The organism is Rhizobium grahamii CCGE 502, from assembly GCF_000298315.2.
In the GTDB taxonomy this organism is placed as follows: domain Bacteria; phylum Pseudomonadota; class Alphaproteobacteria; order Rhizobiales; family Rhizobiaceae; genus Rhizobium; species Rhizobium grahamii.
In genome coordinates this window covers 1-19,654 of record NZ_AEYE02000005.1, presented here as the reverse complement: position 1 = coordinate 19,654, position 19,654 = coordinate 1, and the positions used below count along the sequence as shown (strand labels likewise).

Sequence of the window (19,654 nt, the reverse complement as noted above, 5' to 3'; positions counted from 1 at the left end):
CAGCAGTCGGTCGGTTCGCGGCCTTTCGACCGCGACCGCGGGAGGGTTACTGCGCGGACTTGCTTTCCGGGTCGAGCAAGCGATGCATATGCACGATGAAATAGCGCATATGCGCGTTATCCACAGTCGACTGCGCCTTTGCCTTCCAGGCCGTCAGGGCCGTGGCATAGTCCGGATAAATGCCGACGATATCGAGGTCCTTCAGGTCCCTGAACTGAACATCGTCCAAGCTTTCCAGTTCGCCGCCGAATACGAGATGCAAGAGCTGCTTTTTACCGTCGGATTCCGTCATTTTCTTCTCTTTCTGCTCTATTCTCCTCCGCCGCTTCATCTGAGGGATTTTGACGGAAACGTCAACTGCCTCGTCGTTCACCAATCCCGTTCAGGAGGTCGGCGAGCCGCGGCGCGGCTGCGGCACAAAGTTCGTCGTGGCTCACTCTCGCCCGGTTATAGAGCGGTGCCCCGCCGTGGAGATCGACCAGCTGGCCGCCGGCGCGCTCGAGTATCAAATCGGCTGCGGCGAGATCCCAGTCGTGCGAGTTATGCTTGATGAAGGTGCCTTCAATCCGACCGTCGGCAACCATGGCAATGCGATAAGCAAGCGACGGTACGTACTTGACGCGCTCGATGCGATGCTTGAGCCGCTCGGGGAATGTCGCCAGGACATCTTCGGCGATGGCAAAGCGCCCGGGCCTGTCGACGCTTGCTGTCGATACCGTGATCGGCCTGCCGTTTTTCAAAGCCACGCCGCCTGCGACAGCCTCGTAGAGCTCGTCCAAGGCGGGCGCGTAGAGAACACCGGCAACGGGCCGTCCATGGCGCACCACCGCGACGCTGACGCACCATAGATCCAGGCCGGCCAGGAACGCTCGCGTGCCGTCGATCGGATCAATAATGAACAATGTCTCCCTCGACAGGCGCTCGGCGTCGTCGTCGGTCTCTTCGGACAGCCAACCATAGTCTGGCCTGGCCGTGCGGAGAAGCGATTCAAGCTTTTGGTTGGCGGCGAAGTCGGCTGCACTGACGGGCGATCGCCCCTCGTTCTTCCACCAGACTTCAGGCGATTGATTGAAATAGCCGAGTGCGACACGACCGGCTTGCCTGGCGGAATCGGCGATCAATTCCAGATCGCTCTGCCAGAGGGCTGTGTCCACGTCAGTCATGTCGGCAATCCAATCCATCAGCGCCCGGCGAGCGTCATTCCTTCGATCGCAAGCGTCGGAGCGGCGACACCGTACTTGCGGTCGATATCGTTTGCAGGTGTCACCCGCATGAACATGTCCTTGAGGTTCGAAGCGATCGTCACTTCGGAGACGGCAAAGGTCAGCTCGCCATTCTCGATCCAGAAGCCGGTCGCCCCGCGGCTATATTCACCCGTGATCATGTTGACGCCCTGGCCGATCAGCTCGGTCACATAGAAGCCATTGCCAACGCTGCGGATCAGATCTTCCGGCGAGATGTCGCCCGGCTCGAGCGCAAGATTCGTCGCCGATGGCGTCACCGAATTTCCGCCACGCACGCCGCGGCCATTGGTCTCCATGCCGATCTCGCGGCCGGTTGAGGTCGAGAGAAACCAGTGCTTGAGGATGCCGTCCTCGATCATCAAGAGCCGCTCGCCGGAGATGCCCTCGCCATCGAAGGGTCGGGACGATGGGCCGCGGACGATCAGCGGATCATCGGAAATCGTGAGCCCCGACTTCAAGACCTGCTGGCCCATCTTGTCGCGCAGAAAGCTGGTCTTGCGCGCAACGGAAGCGCCATTGATCGCCCCGGCGATGTGCCCGACGAAGCCACGTGCGACGCGGGGATCAAAAACGACGGTGATGTCCTTGCCGGTATCCACCTGCCGCGGGTTGACGCGCTTGACGGTTCGCTCGCCTGCTCTGCGGCCGATTTCGGCGGCATCGTCCAGCTCGCCGAAATAGATTCGGCTGTCGAAATCGTAGTCACGCTCCATGCCCGTGCCTTCGCCGGCAATGACGCTGACGGAGCGGCCGAAGCGCGAGCCCATGTAGCTGCCCTCGAAACCGTGGGAGGTGACGAGCACAAGACCGCCCATCCCGGCCGAAGCACCGGCACCCGACGAATTGGTGACTCCCTTGACGGCAAGCGCCGCGGCCTCCGCCTCGAGCGCCGCCGCGCGAAGTTGGTCGGAAGACACCTCTGTCGTGTCGAGAAGCTCGAGGTCCGGATAGGATTTCGCCAGCTTATCCTCGTCCGCCAGGCAGGCGAAGGGATCTTCCGGTGACACCTTGGCCATCGCGACGGCACGTTCGGCGAGAGCAGTGAGATCGAAGCCCGGATTTGCGGAGACGCTGGCAACGCGCTTGCCGATGAAGACGCGCAACGCGAAGTCGTCGCTTTCCGACGACTCCGTGCCCTCGACCTTGCCGAGGCGCACGCTGACCGATTGCGAACGCGAGCGCACGACCACCGCATCAGCAGCGTCGGCCCCAGCTTTTTTGGCTAGGTCGATCAATTGGCTTGCGCGGGAAAGAAGCGTCGAGGAGTCGATTTCTGAGGACATGATTTGGCCTTTCCTTCGCGTTCCATTTATTGTGCACTACCAAAAGCATCAAGGCCGCGCGCATCGATTCTTTTGCCCGTCGCCTGCATGCCTCCCCGCATTTGAAAGAGACCCGCCTGATGTCAGAGCCCAATACTCTTTTCACCGAGACGATCCTGCTGCTTGGTGGCGCCGTTGTTTCAGCGCCGATCTTCAAGCGGCTCGGATTGGGAACGGTGCTCGGCTACCTGGCCGCCGGCGTGGTGATCGGCCCGATCTTTCATGGATTGACGGACGGCGAGCAGATCCTGAACGTCGCCGAGCTCGGCGTCGTCTTCCTCCTGTTCATCATCGGGCTTGAGCTGAAGCCCTCGCGCCTCTGGCAGATGCGGCGCGATATTTTCGGGCTCGGAACCGCGCAGGTGGTGGCGACCGGTCTGGTGCTCACGCTCCTGACCTATCTCTCCGGAGTTCTGGATTGGCGCGGCAGCATCGTTGCGGGTTTCGGGCTTGCCCTCTCCTCCACTGCATTTGCGATGCAGATCCTCGAGGACGAAGGCGACGTGAATACTCGTTACGGGCAGCGTTCCTTCTCGATGCTGCTGTTCCAGGATCTCGCGATCGTGCCGCTGCTTGCCCTGATCAGCATTCTCGATGGCGGCAAGGGCAGCGGCACACCGCTGCTCGACTTCGCAGTCGCCATTGGGGCGGTCGCCGCGATGATCGTCATGGGACGCTACCTGCTCACGCCGCTCTTCCAGATCATCGCTCGCACCGGGGCCCGCGAGGCGATGATCGCCGCCGCCCTCTTCGTGGTGATGGGGTCGGCGAGCCTGATGCAGCTTGCCGGACTGTCGATGGCGATGGGCGCCTTCCTTTCCGGCGTGATGCTGGCGGAATCCTCCTATCGGCACGAACTCGAAGCCGATATCGAGCCCTTCCGCGGCGTCTTGCTCGCTATCTTCTTCATCGCCGTTGGCCTTTCGATCGAGCTCGAAGTGCTCAGGGACAACGCTCTGTTCATCATCGTCGCCGTGCCCGTCATCATGGCCGCGAAGGCGCTCGTCATCTATGTCCTCTGCCGCGCGACGGGCTCACCGCATGACGACGCCATCAGGATCGCCTTCCTGCTGCCGCAGGGCGGCGAGTTCGGTTTCGTGCTGTTTACCGCCGCCGGCATTGCCGGCCTGATGCCGACAAGCACCGCATCGCTGCTGATCGCGATCGTCACGCTGTCGATGGCGCTCACCCCGATCGGAACGATGCTGGCCAAGCGCCTCCTCTCCGGCAAAGAGGAGGAACAGCTGGACGAAGATTTCGAAGGCGCCGGTGCGGATGTTCTGATGGTCGGCTTCTCGCGTTTCGGGCAGATCGCCGCCCAGATTCTGCTTGCCGGCGGGCGCGACGTGACCGTCATCGATTTCTCGGCCGATCGCATCCGGCAGGCTTCATCCTTCGGCTTCCGGATCTACTTCGGCGACGGCACCCGCAAGGACGTGCTTCGCGCATCCGGCATCGACCGCGCCAAGATCGTCGTCGTCTGTACGCAAAAGCGCGAGATTACCGACAAGATCGTCGAGCTCGTGCAGGCGGACTATCCGCATGCCAAGCTCTTCGTGCGCTCCTACGACCGCATCCACTCGATCGCGCTGCGCAATCTCAACGTCGATTATGAACTGCGCGAAACGCTGGAATCCGGTCTGCTGTTCGGCCGGCGCACGCTCGAGGCATTGGGTATCGGCGAGGCGGAGGCCTATGAAATCGGCGAGGATATCCGCAAGCGCGACGAAGCCCGCCTGGTGCTACAGGTCACGGAAGGCCTGCAGGCCGGCCGCGACATGCTGTTCTCCCAGCCGGTCAAGCCGGAGCCGCTGATGAAGCCAAAGCGCGCCGCAAGCTTTGACGAGGACCCGCTGGCAGGCACGGCAGAGGTGACGGCCGACGCTTAGAGCCGAAAAGTCATCCACACGAGTTTGGGAGCCGCCGCCACGTCCCATAAACAAACCGAAGGTTTCGTGCCCATCCCCGGTCCCAAACTGCTAGAGGCCATTGGCACGGTTGCCGTGAAGTGGTCAGGCCTCGAATTTCAGATCGACAATTTGCTGTATTGGGCATCAGATCCCAACGATTCAGATTTCCCGGGGTTTCTCAACAGCCGAGGTTTTCAACAGCGTTGCGAGAAACTGAAGTCGATTCTTAGATCGGAGCATGCAGCTCATACTGGGACGACCGGCCTGATCGCGCTGATTGATCAGGCTCTCGGCATCAAAAGTGAGCGAGAGCAAATCATCCACGGGATCTATATCGATCCGGCTTCTTCGAAGACAGACGCGGACGCTATCCTCATCACCCTCAATGGCCACAAACAGAGAACAGAGTGGCCCGTCACCCGGCTTCGCGTACTCGCGACGGCAAAGAAGATCGATCAGCTTTGCAACGCGATAGCGTTTCATCTCCTCACCCATGGCCAAGATGTCGGCGGCGGAACGATTTGGCCGACAACATGGCGACACAAGAATCGGAGAGAGTGATTGCAGCGCCCGCTTGGTTGGGAACGTGCCCGAAGGTTGCCGGGTAATTGCGCGCTTTGCAACCAGTTGCCATTGCCTTTGATTTGACGGACTATCCGACTCTGGCCCCTGAGGCCCGTGCAGTCTTGATGATAGGACAATGCCATGCCTCTACGCTGTCTTCTGGCCGTCGCGGCCATCGCCCTCGTTACCCTTTCCGGATGCGCAACCTCCGGCTCGGGCGCAGGCAATACCACCTACGCAACCCCTGCCGGGATCGGCCCGGTTCGTGGCGCCGGCATCAACGGCTATTAGTCCTAGGCAAAGCCTCTAAGGGGCGATCCGCGCTTCGATCTCGCGATCGAGGGCGTATTTCAGTTCGTCCTTGACGCCGACCGACATCTTCAGGACGTCACGCGCCTTGAGGAAGTCCATCACGCCGATGCGCCCGACGGCGGGGCGCAGGAAGATGTGCGGTGCCTGCAGGCGCAGTTTTAGGGAAATGGCGGTTTGCATCATCAGCTGGCCGGAGCCGAAGATGCTCTCCATCCGGTTCGGAATGTGGGTGCCATCGCCCTCGGGAGCACCGACGACATCGATGCCGATGACGATGTCGGCGCGATCCATCAGGCATTCGTAAGGGACGGGATTGCTGATCCCCCCGTCGATCATCACCCGTCCGTGCAGCCTCACCGGCATGAAGACCGCGGGGATTGCCGAGGAAGCGGCCAGCGCCGGAAACAGCGCGCCGTGGCTCGTCAATACCTCGCACTGACCGTAATAATCGGTTGCGGTCACCGTCATCGGCACCGGCAGATCCTCGAAACGTTCCGGCAGGTCGGCGGGGAGGAAGGCTTTCAGGATACGCTCGAGATTGAACTGGCCGATGCGCACGCCATTGGCAACGGCATCGCGCACCGTCTGCGGGCGGAGGCCCCATAAGCGACTGACGACGGCAGCCTTGTTGCCGACCGTCATCATCACATGCTCGCGGATAGCCTCACCCGTCATTCCAGCCGCCATGCCCGCGCCCATGATCGAGCCGATCGAGGAGCCGGCAATCGCCACAGGGCGAATGCCGAGTTCATCCAGGGTTTCGATGACGTGGATGTGAGACAGGCCACGCGCGCCGCCACCGCCGAAGGCTACCGCAACTGTGGGTGTCGAACGACTGGAGACGTCGGTCGGGGCGGGCAACTCGGTTTCGATCTTCTCTACCTGCTGCACCGCTGCCCCCGATGTCCGCCGCCTTATTCGGGCTGATAGCGGAAGAAATGAACCTTGGTATCGCCGAACATCCGGCTTTCGAGGAAAAGATAGGAAGGGTCGACCGAAACGGCAACGTCCGCGCGTTCCTCGAGAACCGCAATTGCGCCCGGTTGCAGCCAGCCACCCTTGGCGGCGGCAGCCATCGCCTTTTCGCCCAGCCCCTTGCCGTAGGGCGGATCGGCGAACAGCACCTGGAACGGCTCGAGGTTGCCGACGCTGCCGAGATCGGTCGCATCGCGCCGCAGGATGCGCGTCCTGCCATGCAGGCCGAGTGCGTCGATGTTTTCCCAGAGCAGGCCCCTGCCCTCGACGCTGTTTTCGACGAACAGCGCATGCCGACAGCCGCGAGAGACGGCTTCGAGGCCAACCGCGCCGGTGCCGGCAAAGAGATCGAGTATCCGGGTGCCATCGACGCATTCCGGATAGGCGTGGCTCAGAATATTGAACAGGCTCTCACGCGTCCGGTCGGCAGTCGGCCGGATGTCGTTGGATTTAGGTACGGCGAGCGACCGTCCGCGAAACTCACCGCCGACGATCCGCACCGCGTCCTATTCCCTTGCCCTTAGGTCCACCACGCGACGGCCCGCCCGCAGGCTTGCCACCGCCACCCGGTCGATCGCCCGAAGGCTTGCCGGAAAAAGACTTGCCGCCGGGTTTCGCCCCGCCGGGCTTGCCACCGAAGCTCTTACCGCGCGGCTTATCGCCGAAGGGACGCGCCCCACTGGGCTTGTCACCGAAGGAGCGGTCGCCGGCCGGACGCTCGGAACGAGCCTCGCCGGAGAAACGCTTGGCGCGGGGACGCTCGTCGCCCTCTTCGCGCGGACGGCGCGGCTTGTCGCCGAACGGCCGGTCGCCACGCGGCGGCCGATCACCGAAGGAACGGGGACGCTCATCACCGTCCTCGCGCGGCCCTGCGGTCGCCACGCGGCTTGCCGGCGAATGGACGATCACCGGCTGGCCGGTCTCCGCGCGCCGGGCGGTCGCCGAAGGAACGTGGACGGTCGCCGTCCTCGCGCGGCTTGCGCTCGCCACGAGGCTTGTCGCCGAACGGCCGATCGCCGCGCGGTGGGCGGTCACCATAGGGTCTGTCGCCGCGAGCGGTCCGATCGCCGCCGGAACGGTCGCCACGATCGCCGAAGGACCTGTCGCCACGGGACGGGCGATCACCGAAACCACGGTCGCCGCGCGGGCCGCGATCACCGCGATCACCGGACCGCTTGCGATCACCGTCGTCGCGGCTTACCTCGCTGGAGCGGATCCATTCGCCCTCTTCATCGGTAGCTCGGTTGATCTGCACACGGTGACGGTCATCACCGAAGCCTGCGGCCTGCGGCCTGTCGCGGTCGGGCTTTTCGCCACGGCGCTGCGCCGTCTTCGCGTTCTTCTCGGCCCTGGCAGCTGCCTTCTCGCCGAGCGGGCGGGCGCCGGGGGCCATCCAGACATTGGCATTGCGGCGGCTGCCGAGCGCCGGGCGCTTCGGACGATCATCGTCATTGCGGCCACCCTCGCGACGGTCATCACGACGATCGTCGCGCTTGGTGTCGAGACGGCTCAGCGCACGCTCGCGCTTGTCTTCCGGCTTGCGGGGGCGCTCACGGCGCTCCGGCTTTGCTTCCACCTCTTCTTCGGCGGCAACGGCGGGCGAATTGTAGATCGGCGCGTCGAAGTTGGCCTTCGCGTCCTCGATCAGACGCGGACCGAGCTGGTCGCGCAAGGTGCGACCGCGCACTTCGACCACATCCCGCTCCGGCAGATCGCCGAGCTGGAAGGGACCATACGAGATGCGGATCAGACGATTAACGTCGAGACCGAGCGCACCCAGCACGTTCTTGATTTCGCGGTTCTTGCCTTCACGCAGGCCCATGGTGAGCCAGACGTTCGAGCCCTGCGTGCGGTCCAGCGTGGCTTCGATCGAGCCGTAGAGGACGCCGTCGACGGCAATGCCGTCCTTGAGCTTGTCGAGCGCGTCCTGATCGATCTCGCCGTGGGCGCGCACGCGGTAACGGCGCAGCCAGCCGGTCGTCGGCAGTTCCAAGGCGCGAGCCAGGCCGCCATCGTTGGTCAAAAGCAGCAAGCCTTCGGTGTTGATGTCGAGGCGGCCGATCGACATGACGCGCGGCAGGTCGTCAGGCAGATTGTCGAATACCGTGGGGCGTCCTTCCGGATCCACGTTGGTCGTCACGAGGCCGGCCGGCTTGTGGTACAGCCAGAGCCTGGTGCGCTCGATGCCGCGGATCGGAACGCCGTCCACTTCGATCTTGTCGGCCAGCGTCACGTTGACAACAGGGGTGTCGAGGAGCTTGCCGTTCAGCTTGACGCGCCCGTCCATGATCATGCGCTCGATATCGCGGCGCGATGCAACGCCGGCGCGCGCCATCACCTTCGAGATGCGCTCAGCCTTGGCGTCGCCTTCGGCAACGTCGCTCGCCTCGGCCTTGACGGCCGTCTTTGCCGATTTTGGCCCGGCATCGCGCGGAGATGGCTTGCCGCCTGGCCGTTTTGGCTTGTCTTTGAATGTCATTTGTTGTTTGCCTGCCTTTTCGGGCCTTCCTATCAGGTCGCGCCCCTGCGGTTAAGTGGAAATTGTCGGATCGTGAAGACAAATCAATTTATGGACCTAGCGCTCGACCAGGCCCGCGCTGCCGGCGAACGCGGCGAGGTGCCGATCGGAGCGGTTCTGGTGATTGACGGAACCGTGATCGCGGCATCCGGCAACCGCACGCGCGAGGTCAACGACGTGACGGCGCATGCCGAAGTCGCCGTCATTCGGAAGGCCTGCGAAGAGCTGGGCCAGGAACGGCTGACCGGCGCCGACCTCTATGTGACACTGGAACCGTGCACGATGTGCGCGGCCGCCATTTCCTTTGCGCGCATCCGCAGGCTCTACTACGGCGCGGAAGACCCCAAGGGCGGCGCCGTCGACAATGGCGTGCGCTTCTATGCGCAACCGACCTGCCATCACGCTCCGGAGGTCTATTCCGGTTTGCAGGAAACCACATCCGCCGACATCCTGCGGACATTCTTCCAGCAGAAACGGGATGTGCCATGACATTGCTCGCCGGCGAACTCGTTATGATGGTCGCCGTCTGTGCCTATACGAGGATCGCCCCGCATAGCGCATCGATCCCGATGCAAGGTCACTTTCCGGAAATGTGACCTGGTGGGCGCCGGGCGGCCTGCATGGTGCGCTGGTTGACAAGTGGTCAAAAGCAAAGCGGGGCTGACAGCCCCGCTTGAAATCTTACTGGAGGAGGTTCCACCACTGCTTGCCGGTACCGGCAATCGCAGCTTCCTTCTTCTTTTTCTTTGCCTTCTTCAGTTCCGGCTCACCGAGATCGTCCAGCTTTGTCGGATCGGCGACCTGTCGATATTCGGTCGGCGGATCCGAGATGAAGCGGCGATCGGAATAGGTGCCCTTCTGGAGGGCGCGAGCTTCGCGATAGGCCTTGCTCTGGGCTTCGGTCGTCTGCCGGCCACCTTCCACCTTGTCGCTTGCGAGCGGCGAGCGGTAGTTCGGGTTGTCGCTGTTTTCGTCAGCTTCCTTGACAAGGCGCGCGCGGGTTTCTTCCGGAGACTCGATCCACGCGGGATTTGCCGTGCTAGCAATGCTCTGCTGTGGTTCGACGAGGGTTTCCTTGGCGGCTGTGGATGGCAGGACGAGACCCGGGCGCGCGCTGTACTTGACGCCCTTGTTCTTCGGTCCGTCGCCGGTCAGCGAAACGGACTGACCAAGGTCGTCGGTCAACTGTTCCATCGCAGTCTTGTCCGTACCGTAGCGGGGGCTCCCCATGCAGCCGGTGATCATCGCGCCGCCTGCCATAGCAACAGTCAAGCAGACGCCCACACGGAACCAACGTGGTGATAACATGAAAACCCTTCCAGCCATGCCGGTGCAATCATCGCCCAACCGGACAATCGTCCCCCTGACGCAAAAATCCGGCCATTTTCAGGCAGCTTTTACCGGATGAACCGCGTTTAGGCAATTCACCCGGCAATATTCTTCAGTTTTGCACCGCTAGTTCGCGCAATGCAGCCGCATCGCGGGCCGAGAGATCAGGATACTCGGGGTCAGAGCCGACATCCGTGGTGATGCGCCAGGAGCGAGCGCATTTCGTGCCCTCGGCCAGTTTCGGCTCAACGCTGACACCCGGCACTTCCAGCAGGCGGAAGGCATCGGCAGGTCCTTCCGTGCGGTCGATGACGATGCCGGAGGTGATGCAGATCTCCTCGAAGTCCTGACCTTCCAGCGCCTTCAAAAGCTCGGCGTCGGCGACGTGGACGACGGGAGCCGCTTCCAGCGAGGAGCCGATGCGCTTGTCCTTGCGCTCGATTTCGAGAGCGCCCGTGACGACCGTGCGAACGGCACGGATCTTCCGCCACTTCTCGGCCAGTGCCTCGTTCTTCCATTCCGCCGGAATGGTCGGGAACTGCTCGAGGTGAACCGAGACGGCCGCAGGATTGCGCGACAGCCAGGCCTCTTCCGTCGTGAATGGCAGCATCGGCGCCAGCCACGTCACCATGCATTCGAAGATGTTGCGGATGACATGCAGGGCCGAACGACGGCGCAGGCTCGACGGCGCGTCGCAGTAGAGCGCGTCCTTGCGGACGTCGAAGTAGAAAGCCGAGAGCTCGACATTGGCGAAGTCGATGAGCGCGCGGGCGATCCTCTTGAACTCGAACGCGTCGTAACTTTCGCGGACGAGCTGATCCAGTTCCGCCAGGCGGTGCAGCATCAGCCTTTCCAGCTCGGGCAGATCGGCAAGCGCGATGACCTCGCCCTTGTCGTGAGTCAGCGTACCTAGCATCCAACGCACGGTGTTGCGCAGCTTGCGATAGGCATCGACGTTCGTCTGGATGATCGTCTTGCCGAGGCGCTGGTCTTCCCAATAGTCCGTGGTCATGACCCACAGGCGCAGGATATCGGCGCCGGCGTCCTTCATGACGTCCTGCGGGGAGACGACGTTGCCCTTCGACTTCGACATCTTCTCGCCCTTCTCATCCATGGTGAAGCCATGGGTGATAACGGCGTTGTAAGGTGCGCGGCCGCGGGTCGCAGCCGATTCCAGCAGCGAGGAATGGAACCAGCCGCGATGCTGGTCCGAACCTTCCAGATAGACATCGGCCGGCCACTTCAGGTCCGGGCGGTCTTCCAGCGTGAAGGTGTGGGTGGAGCCCGAGTCGAACCAGACGTCGAGGATATCCATGACCTGCGCCCATTTGGCCGGGTCATGCTCGTTGCCGAGGAAACGCTCCTTGGCGCCTTCGGCGAACCAGGCGTCGGCACCCTCGGCGTCGAAGGCATCAAGGATGCGCTGATTGACGGCATCGTCCTTCAGCACTTCGCCGTGCTCGTCGACGAAGACGCAGATCGGTACACCCCAGGCGCGCTGGCGCGAGAGAACCCAATCCGGGCGCTGCTCGATCATGGCGCGCAGGCGGTTCTGGCCGGCACCCGGTACGAAGCGGGTGTCGTCGATCGCCTTCAGGGCGCGGGAACGCAGCGTCGTGCCGTCGGCAAGGTCCTTGTCCATGTAGACGAACCACTGCGGCGTGTTGCGGAAGATCACCGGCTTCTTCGAGCGCCAGGAATGCGGATAGGAATGCTTGAGACGGCCGCGTGCGAAAAGCATGCCGACCGCGATCAGGGCCTTGATGACCGCGTCGTTGGCATCACCCTTCTTGCCGTGGTCATCGATGACGCGCGCAGCGCCGCCATCGCGGTCCGGACCGAAGCCGGGCGCGTCAGCGGTGTAGAAGCCGGCATCGTCGACCGGGAACGGGATCTTCGTCTCGACACCGCGGGCTTCGAGTTCGCGGGTGTGATCCATCCAGACGTCAAAGTCCTCGCGACCATGGCTCGGCGCGGTGTGCACGAAGCCGGTGCCGGCATCGTCGGTGACGTGGTCACCGGCGAGCAATGGCACGGGGAATTCGTAGCCGCCGCCGAGGCCCTTCAGCGGATGGGCGCAGGTCATCCCTCCAAGCTCCGCCGCCGTGACGTCGCGTAGCCGCTTGTATTGCAGCTTCGCCTTCGCAAAGCCTTCCTCTGCGAGGTTGTCGGCGAAGATCAGCTTCTCGCCGGGACGCGGACCGAAGTCGTTCTCGGCAGCCATGACTTCGTAGAGGCCATAGGCGACCTTCGGCGAATAGGCGATCGCGCGGTTGCCCGGGATGGTCCAAGGAGTCGTGGTCCAGATGACGACCGCGGCGTCCAGAAGGTCAAACTTGGCCTCTGCACCGTCTCTAACGATGAACCTCACCGGGAACTTCACCCAGATCATGTCGCTGTCGACATCAGCATATTCGACTTCGGCTTCGGCAAGCGCCGTGCGCTCGACGACCGACCACATGACCGGCTTGGAACCACGGTAGAGCTGACCCGACTTGGCGATCTTCAAGAGTTCGCCGGCGATACGGCTCTCCGCATGGAAGTTCATCGTCAGGTAAGGGTTCTCGAAATCGCCGATGATGCCGAGGCGCTGGAACTCGCTGCCCTGGATGCCGATCCACTTTTCGGCATAGGCGCGGCACTCGCGGCGGAACTCGATCATTGCCGCCGGCTCAGAAAGGTCGGGCTTGCTCTTGCCCTTGGAGCGATAGTTCTCCTCCTCGATCTTCCATTCGATCGGCAGGCCGTGGCAGTCCCAGCCGGGAACATAGTTGGAGTCATAGCCGCGCATCTGGAACGAGCGGGTGATCACATCCTTGAGGATCTTGTTCAGCGCGTGGCCGATATGGATGTTGCCGTTGGCATAGGGAGGGCCATCGTGAAGCACGAATTTTTCGCGGCCGGCGGCTGAAGCGCGCAGCTTCTTGTAGAGACCCATCTGCTGCCAGCGAGCAACAGTTTCCGGCTCCTTCTGCGGCAGACCGGCGCGCATCGGGAAGTCCGTTTCCGGCAGATAGAGGGTTTTCGAGTAATCGATCTTTTCGGCTGTATCGGTCATGTCTAGCAATCGTCTCTAGGCGCCACGGAAGCAGGCGCAACGGGCTTGAAAATTGGTGACGGAGGCGCTCGTCGTCCAAGCGCCGAAAACCCGGACCTTCCGGCCGCTCAGCGCACTCGGAAGGCCGGGCCGATAATTCGTATCGTGATCGCCAGCCGGAACTTGTTCATCGCGCCGGTTCATAGGCGCTTTTACAGGGAAAAGGAAGAGGGATTTCATGGCCGCGCGGCATAGAAAAGCCGCGGACACCTCGGTCCGCGGCTTCCGTTTTGAAGCAACAGTCAGGCGCGTGCCGTCACCTTTGCCGGGGTCAGCACATTGACGACGACCGCGACGATGATGTTCAACGCCAATGCCAGCAGACCGATGTAGACCGTGAAAGCGGTCTCTCCCATGGCGATCGGCTGCAGCGGTTTCCAGCCGGCATTCCAGACCAGATAGGTGCCGCCGAAGAAGCCGACGAACCAGCCGGCCAGCAGCCCCGGTGCCCGGAACCAGTTCGTGTAGAGGCCGAAGATCAGCGCCGGAAGCGTCTGCAGGATCCAGATGCCGCCGAGAAGCTGGAGGTCCAGCGCGAACTGGGTTGGCAGGAAGAGGATGACCAGCAGCGCACCGACCTTGACCACGAGCGAGGTCGCCTTCGCCACCTTAGCCTCGCCGGCATGTGTCACCTGAGGATTGACATAGGCCTTCCAGAAATTGCGGGTAAAGAGGTTGGAAGCGCCGATGCTCATCACCGCCGCCGGCACCAGTGCACCAATGGCAATCGCCGCGAAGGCGAAGCCTGCAAACCAACTCGGGAACAGCGTCTGGAAGAGCGCCGGCACGACATCGTTGGCACTTTCGAGCTTCAAGCCAGCCGCATGTCCCATGTAGCCGAGCAGCGCCAGAAGGCCGAGCAGCAGCGTATAGGCCGGAAGCAGCACGGCGTTCTTGCGGATCGTGTTGCCGCTTTTTGAGGCAAAGATGCCGGTCAGCGTATGCGGATACATGAAGGCCGCAAGCGCCGATCCGAGCGCCAGCGTCGCGTAGGCGACATACTGGTTGGGCAGAAGAAGCAGGCTGCCGGAACCCTTGGCCTGGAACGCCGCATCGGCGGCGGCAAAGACGTTGGCATAGCCGCCCAATTTCGAGGGGATCAGCGCCACGGCGGCGATCACCACGATGTAGATCATGATGTCCTTGACGAAGGCGATCAGCGCCGGTGCCCGCAGGCCCGCCGAATAGGTGTAGAGCGCGAGCACGATGAAGGCGATCGCAAGCGGCACTTCCCCGTGGAGACCGAGCGCCTTCAGGGCTGCCGTCATGCCGACGAGCTGCAGGGCAATATAGGGCATCGTGGCAATCACGCCGGTGGCGGCGACCGCAAGCTCCAGCCCCCGCGATCCGTACTGGCCGTGGACCACATCGGCGGCCGTCACGTAGCCAAAATCACTCGCCCGCTTCCAAAGCACGGGCATGACCATGAAGACGAACGGATAGACGACGATGGTGTAGGGCAGCGCGAAGAAGCCGTAGGCGCCGACAGTATAAACCAAAGCCGGAACAGCGATGACCGTGTAGGCGGTATAGAAGTCGCCGCCGACCAGAAACCAGGTGATCCAGGTGCCGAAGCTGCGGCCGCCAAGACCCCACTCGTCAAGATGGTCAAGTGTTTTCGGCTTGCGCCAGCGGGAGGCGACGAAGCCCATGACCGTGACGAGCACGAAGAAGAAGATGAAAACGGCAAGCGCGGTGGCGTTGAGATCAGTCGTCATCGCGCATGCTCCGGTAGGCGATCCAGGTCAGGAAGGCGGTAACCGGCACCCAGGCCAGCTGATACCAATAGAAGAAGGGGAAGCCGAAGAGAACGGGGTCGTGAAAGTTGTAGAAGGGAACCCATAGGAGCCCGATATAGGGAATGATGAGCAGCCAGCAGGCTGCCGTTCCAAACCTCTTATCCATTTGAAGAATGCCTTTCGATGCTGTGGGGGCGCAGCGAATCCGCGTCTTATCAAATAGATGACATATCCCCGCGAGCGCACACGACAAGCGCCGCTGCCCCGAAAGAGCCACAATTTTCGAAGGTCACTAGAGCCTTTCAGACGAAGCAGATCTTGCGATCAAGCTCTCCGAGCGACTGCACACCTGTTAGCAGCGCCCTTGCTTCTTCCTTGTCTCGGTTCATCTGCTCAACAAGGGGATCGAGGCCGTCGAACTTCAGTTCAGGGCGCAGGTAGCCGAAGAAGGATACGGAACAGATCTGCCCGTACAGGTCGCCGCTGAAATCGAAGACGTAGGTTTCGAGCAGCGGCGTGCCATTGTCCGTGACCGTTGGCCGCCGACCGTAGCTGGCGACGGCGTCGTGCAACGTACCGTCAGCAAGACGGAAGCGAACGGCGTAAATGCCCGCCTTGAGATCGGCTTCGGCCGGCAACTGCATGTTCGCAGTCGGGAAGCCGAGCTGGCGCCCTAGCTTCTCGCCGCCAATCACTTCCGCTTCGATGGTATAGTGATAGCCGAGCATCGCCGCCGCCTCGCTGACATTGCCGTCTTTCAGCAATTCGCGAACATGGCTCGAGGAGACGACGTCAGTATTCTCGTCACGAAACGCGTCGATCAGGGTTACGCCGAAGCCGTATTTCTGGCCGGCTTCCATCAGGAAGGCAGGACCGCCTTCCCGGCCACGGCCGAAATGAAAGTTGAAGCCCGTCACGACCTCTGAAGCGTCAAGCCAGTCCTTGAGGATCGAATGGATGAAATCGTCGGCCGAACGCTGCGAAAACTCCCTGTCGAAGGGGTATTCAATGACGGCGTTGAAGCCGATCGCTTCGAGAAGCCGAGCCTTGAGCGGCGCAGGCGTCAGGCGAAAGACCGGCTGATCGGGCCGGAAGACTGTACGCGGATGCGGCTCGAAGGTGAGGGCAAGCGCCGGAATGCCGCGATGCCGCGAAATCTCCAAAGCCCGGTTCAGCACGGACTGATGCCCACGATGCACGCCGTCGAAGTTACCGATGGCGACCACGCCGCCACGCAGGTGGGCCGGCAGCGGTTCACGGGTTTCGTTGCGGTGAAAAACGGTCATCGGCTGGCTTTTCTTGTGCTGGGCTCTTTATGCGAGACGAGGCATCCACCACTTCGGTGATACTTTTTCGCGCTCCAGAAAGGCCGTCAGGATGGCCTCGTCCGTCTCTCCGTTCAGCGTGTATTCCTTCGCGTGGATGCCGCCGCTGATATAGAGGAGGTCGAGGCCGTAATCGAGAGCACCGCGAACATCGGTCGGCATTCCGTCCCCGATTGCAAGGACACGGCCCTTCGGAAACTCACCATGGGCGTCGCGGGCAACGGACAATACGGCGTCGTAGATCGGCTTGTGCGGCTTGCCGGCAATGCGGGTCTGCCCACCGAGCTGATTGTAGTAGGCCGCCATCGCGCCGGCGCAGGGGATGATCTTGTGGCCGCGCTCGACAACCAGGTCGGGGTTGGCGCAGATCATCGGCACGCCGCGCACCTGAAACGCCTTCAGCATCTCGGTATAGTCTTCGGGCGTCTCAGTTTCATCGTCGAAGAAGCCTGTGCAGACAACGGAATCGGCATCACGCGCATCGACGCGCTCCACGCCGAGCCCCTCGATGATCGCCAGGTCGCGCTCCGGCCCGAGCAGGAAGACCTTCTTCGGCCCCTCGGCAATGAGGCCCCGCGTGACATCGCCCGACGTCACAATCCGATCGTAGGCGCCATCCTGAATGCCGATCTGCCGGAGCTGTGCCACCACCTGCGGAGCAATGCGCGGCGAATTGGTGATGAGAACGACGGTCAGCCCCTCGCTGCGGGCCGCTTCCAGCGCGGCAGCCGCCTTCGGGAACGGATCGACGCCATTGTGCAAGACACCCCAGACATCGCAGAACACCGCGTCATACTGGCTGGTGATTTCCGCAAAGTTTTCGATCCGCTTGGCCATTCCGATGTCCCGATGTCGTTAAGTCACGGGTGACATCGCAAAGGCCTGCCGGGATGGCAAGGCATTTTGCGCTGCGGCTGCAAAAAACCGAAACGAGCCGACTAGAGGACGGCGACGGCAGCCTTGGCCAACAGGCCTGCGACAGTGGATATGCCAATTGCCGTCAGGATTCCCTTCTTGAAGCGAAACAGCAGAATGGACGCCAGCACGAAGATCCCGAGTGCGGCGGCATCGAGCGTCCACCACTGCGGCCACGCAACACCGATGATCGGCAGGCCGGTCCTGCCGGAAAAGAGCGCGACGCGGCCAACCTCGGCAAAGAGCACATGCAGGCCGAACCAGAGCGCAAGATTGAGAATGACGCCGACGACGGCAGCCGTAATCGCCGAAAGGGCGGCAGAGAGCTTCTCGTTGTTGCGCAGCTTCTCGATGTAGGGAGCCCCGGCGAAAATCCAGATGAAGCTCGGCACGAACGTCGCCCAGGCAGCGAGGAAGGCGCCAAGAACGCCACCGGCAAGGGGCGCCATCGCAATGGGATTGCGATAGCCAGCGAGGAAACCGACGAAACAGAGGACGAGGACAAGCGGCCCAGGCGTCGTCTCGGCAAGGGCCAGTCCATCGAGCATCTCGCCGGGCTGAAGCCACGCGTAGTGGCCGACGGCGACCTGCGCGACATAGGAAAGGACGGCGTATGCGCCTCCGAAAGTGATGACGGCCATCTTGGAGAAGAAGATGAAGACGGCGCCGAATACGTTGGTTTCGCCGCTCAACGTTTCGGCGATCAGGTCCATCGGCGCGTCGAGGCCACGAATGAAGAAGAGCGGTGACTGCCAGACGAGGATCCAGAACACCAATACCACGAGCGGCCTTGCGATCGTATGCGGCGTGACTGCAGGAAGTCGTCCACGGCGAGCGGTTTGCGGCATCGGCGTTGCCAACCCACGCTGGCGATACTGCATCCACAGCAGTCCTGCTGCGCCGGCGAGGACAATGATGAGAGGAAACGGCAGGTTCAGCAGGAAGAGCGCCAGGAACGACGCTCCGGCCACATAGTAGTGAAAGCGCTCCTTGAGGGCTCGGCGGCTCACTCGGAGCAAGGCCTCGATGACGATCGCCAGAACAGCAGCCTTCACTCCGAAGAAAAGCGCCGGAAGCCAGGCTGCCTCCTGAAAGATGGCATAGAGGCTCGATAGGATCAGAATGACTAGGAAGCCCGGCAATATGAACAGCAGGCCGGCTATGAACCCGCCACGGACACCGTGCATCAGCCAGCCGATATATGTGGCCAGTTGCTGGGCTTCGGGGCCCGGCAGCAGCATGCAGAAATTAAGCGCGTGCAGGAAGCGTTCCTCAGAGATCCAGCGCTTCTCGTCGACAATGGTCTTGTGCATGAGGGCGATCTGACCGGCCGGCCCGCCGAAGCTCAGGCAGCCGATCCACGCCCAGACGCGAACCGCCTCTCGCAGCGTTGGTGCCGCCACGATGTCTTCTGCCGCGATCGCCTTATTCACGGTTGCCGCCCCTCTTGCCCCAAGGCGCTCGATATCATTGGCACGCCCTTACGACAATCCTAGCGACAGGTGGGCGGCAGTGATCTCTTTCGAGGAAAGAAAGCTTAGGGAAAGGTGGTCGCCGCACGGCCTGTCGCACTTCCGACAAGGATGCGCTGCTAAGCCTGCTTGAGACGACGGCGAAGAAAAATTCAGGCCGTCCTTGACTCCCCGACGGGCCACTCCTAAATGCTGCCTCGCTAGCACTCCCCAATGGCGAGTGCTAACACCCATCCGTGCGGGCCGCTCTCGGCCTGCGAGTGTCATTTGATCGAGGGATTAGACAATGGCAAGCACCAACTTCCGCCCCCTTCACGATCGCGTCGTCGTTCGCCGCGTTGAGTCCGAAGAAAAGACCAAGGGCGGCATCATCATTCCGGACACCGCTAAGGAAAAGCCGCAGGAAGGCGAAATCGTCGCCGTCGGTTCCGGCGCTCGTGACGAGTCCGGCAAGGTCGTCGCTCTCGACGTCAAGGCTGGCGATCGCGTTCTGTTCGGCAAGTGGTCCGGCACCGAAGTCAAGATCAACGGCGAAGACCTTCTAATCATGAAGGAAGCCGACATCATGGGCATCATCGGCTAATCAGCCGTTTTCCCTTTCCGATTTTAGCCACGGGCCCCAAGCCCGGACAACTCGAATTCAGGAGTTTCAATCATGGCAGCTAAAGAAATCAAGTTTGGCCGCACAGCGCGCGAAAAGATGCTCAAGGGCGTCGACATTCTCGCTGACGCAGTGAAGGTAACGCTCGGCCCGAAGGGTCGCAACGTCATCATCGACAAGTCCTTCGGCGCTCCGCGCATCACCAAGGACGGCGTATCGGTCGCCAAGGAAATCGAACTCGAAGACAAGTTCGAAAACATGGGCGCCCAGATGGTCCGCGAAGTTGCTTCGAAGACCAACGACATCGCCGGCGACGGCACCACGACTGCAA

The 19,654-nt window shown here is 62.2% G+C and carries 18 protein-coding genes and 1 pseudogene; 6 read left to right on the top strand and 13 right to left on the bottom strand.

Features of this window, described 5'->3' with window-relative positions; translation table 11 throughout:
* Window positions 1-46: 46 nt before the first annotated feature.
* The 3 genes from RGCCGE502_RS04160 to RGCCGE502_RS04150 all read right to left on the bottom strand — a co-directional run bounded on the left by RGCCGE502_RS04160 (window position 47) and on the right by RGCCGE502_RS04150 (window position 2,527).
* The gene (locus RGCCGE502_RS04160) at window positions 47-292 is read right to left on the bottom strand and encodes a DUF4170 domain-containing protein (protein ID WP_016552914.1); all 246 of its coding nucleotides are present in this window, start codon (window positions 290-292) and stop codon (window positions 47-49) included.
* A 61-nt stretch (window positions 293-353) separates the two neighbouring features.
* Window positions 354-1,163: a 3'(2'),5'-bisphosphate nucleotidase CysQ gene (locus tag RGCCGE502_RS04155; RefSeq protein WP_016552913.1), complete on the bottom strand. Its 810-nt coding sequence runs from the start codon at window positions 1,161-1,163 to the stop codon at window positions 354-356.
* Between the two features lie 17 nt (window positions 1,164-1,180).
* Window positions 1,181-2,527 carry a TldD/PmbA family protein gene (locus RGCCGE502_RS04150; RefSeq protein WP_016552912.1) on the bottom strand — a complete coding sequence of 449 codons (1,347 nt, stop codon included), beginning with the start codon at window positions 2,525-2,527 and terminating at the stop codon, window positions 1,181-1,183.
* Between the two features lie 119 nt (window positions 2,528-2,646).
* On the opposite strand from RGCCGE502_RS04150, the gene RGCCGE502_RS04145 reads away from it, so the two are divergent.
* The 3 genes from RGCCGE502_RS04145 (at window position 2,647) to RGCCGE502_RS37110 (ending at window position 5,331) form a co-directional block, all read left to right on the top strand.
* Window positions 2,647-4,455, top strand: coding sequence for a monovalent cation:proton antiporter-2 (CPA2) family protein (locus RGCCGE502_RS04145; RefSeq protein WP_016552911.1), 1,809 nt, complete (start codon window positions 2,647-2,649; stop codon window positions 4,453-4,455).
* 24 nt (window positions 4,456-4,479) lie between these two features.
* The gene (locus RGCCGE502_RS04140) at window positions 4,480-5,037 is read left to right on the top strand and encodes a hypothetical protein (RefSeq protein ID WP_016552910.1); all 558 of its coding nucleotides are present in this window, start codon (window positions 4,480-4,482) and stop codon (window positions 5,035-5,037) included.
* 144 nt (window positions 5,038-5,181) lie between these two features.
* Window positions 5,182-5,331 carry a hypothetical protein gene (locus RGCCGE502_RS37110; protein ID WP_019279672.1) on the top strand — a complete coding sequence of 50 codons (150 nt, stop codon included), beginning with the start codon at window positions 5,182-5,184 and terminating at the stop codon, window positions 5,329-5,331.
* 15 nt (window positions 5,332-5,346) lie between these two features.
* Here the strand turns inward: RGCCGE502_RS37110 and RGCCGE502_RS04135 are convergent, their stop codons facing one another.
* The 3 genes and pseudogenes from RGCCGE502_RS04135 to RGCCGE502_RS04125 all read right to left on the bottom strand — a co-directional run bounded on the left by RGCCGE502_RS04135 (window position 5,347) and on the right by RGCCGE502_RS04125 (window position 8,806).
* Complete coding sequence (locus tag RGCCGE502_RS04135) at window positions 5,347-6,243, bottom strand: patatin-like phospholipase family protein (protein WP_016552909.1); 897 nt, start codon at window positions 6,241-6,243, stop codon at window positions 5,347-5,349.
* A 23-nt stretch (window positions 6,244-6,266) separates the two neighbouring features.
* Complete coding sequence (gene rsmD, locus RGCCGE502_RS04130; protein WP_016552908.1) at window positions 6,267-6,827, bottom strand: 16S rRNA (guanine(966)-N(2))-methyltransferase RsmD; 561 nt, start codon at window positions 6,825-6,827, stop codon at window positions 6,267-6,269.
* Window positions 6,808-8,806: pseudogene (locus RGCCGE502_RS04125) on the bottom strand (pseudouridine synthase). The gene rsmD and the pseudogene RGCCGE502_RS04125 overlap by 20 nt, the downstream one beginning before the upstream one ends.
* A gap of 90 nt (window positions 8,807-8,896) precedes the next feature.
* On the opposite strand from RGCCGE502_RS04125, the gene RGCCGE502_RS04120 reads away from it, so the two are divergent.
* A complete protein-coding gene (locus tag RGCCGE502_RS04120; RefSeq protein ID WP_016552905.1) occupies window positions 8,897-9,334 on the top strand; it encodes a nucleoside deaminase in 438 nt (145 codons plus the stop codon).
* 192 nt (window positions 9,335-9,526) lie between these two features.
* On the opposite strand, the gene RGCCGE502_RS04115 is transcribed toward RGCCGE502_RS04120, so the two are convergent.
* The 7 genes from RGCCGE502_RS04115 to chrA all read right to left on the bottom strand — a co-directional run bounded on the left by RGCCGE502_RS04115 (window position 9,527) and on the right by chrA (window position 18,683).
* Window positions 9,527-10,153, bottom strand: a complete 627-nt coding sequence (locus RGCCGE502_RS04115) for a hypothetical protein (protein ID WP_040673960.1) — start codon at window positions 10,151-10,153, stop codon at window positions 9,527-9,529.
* Between the two features lie 133 nt (window positions 10,154-10,286).
* On the bottom strand, window positions 10,287-13,232 hold the full coding sequence (gene ileS / locus RGCCGE502_RS04110; protein ID WP_016552903.1) for an isoleucine--tRNA ligase: 2,946 nt from the start codon (window positions 13,230-13,232) through the stop codon (window positions 10,287-10,289).
* A 281-nt stretch (window positions 13,233-13,513) separates the two neighbouring features.
* Complete coding sequence (gene mctP, locus RGCCGE502_RS04100) at window positions 13,514-14,989, bottom strand: monocarboxylate uptake permease MctP (RefSeq protein ID WP_016552902.1); 1,476 nt, start codon at window positions 14,987-14,989, stop codon at window positions 13,514-13,516.
* Window positions 14,979-15,176, bottom strand: a complete 198-nt coding sequence (locus tag RGCCGE502_RS04095) for a DUF3311 domain-containing protein (protein WP_016552901.1) — start codon at window positions 15,174-15,176, stop codon at window positions 14,979-14,981. The genes mctP and RGCCGE502_RS04095 overlap by 11 nt, the downstream gene beginning before the upstream one ends.
* Window positions 15,177-15,312: 136 nt before the next feature.
* Window positions 15,313-16,296, bottom strand: a complete 984-nt coding sequence (locus RGCCGE502_RS04090) for a bifunctional riboflavin kinase/FAD synthetase (protein WP_016552900.1) — start codon at window positions 16,294-16,296, stop codon at window positions 15,313-15,315.
* A 27-nt stretch (window positions 16,297-16,323) separates the two neighbouring features.
* Complete coding sequence (locus RGCCGE502_RS04085; RefSeq protein WP_016552899.1) at window positions 16,324-17,172, bottom strand: TIGR01459 family HAD-type hydrolase; 849 nt, start codon at window positions 17,170-17,172, stop codon at window positions 16,324-16,326.
* Between the two features lie 101 nt (window positions 17,173-17,273).
* The gene (gene chrA, locus RGCCGE502_RS04080; protein ID WP_016552898.1) at window positions 17,274-18,683 is read right to left on the bottom strand and encodes a chromate efflux transporter; all 1,410 of its coding nucleotides are present in this window, start codon (window positions 18,681-18,683) and stop codon (window positions 17,274-17,276) included.
* A gap of 325 nt (window positions 18,684-19,008) precedes the next feature.
* On the opposite strand from chrA, the gene groES reads away from it, so the two are divergent.
* Window positions 19,009-19,305 (top strand): co-chaperone GroES, encoded by a 297-nt coding sequence (groES, locus tag RGCCGE502_RS04075; RefSeq protein WP_004675403.1) that lies wholly within the window; start codon window positions 19,009-19,011, stop codon window positions 19,303-19,305.
* A 72-nt stretch (window positions 19,306-19,377) separates the two neighbouring features.
* Window positions 19,378-19,654, top strand: a 277-nt coding sequence (locus tag RGCCGE502_RS04070; RefSeq protein WP_016552897.1) for a TCP-1/cpn60 chaperonin family protein, incomplete at its 3' end; no start/stop codon positions are given.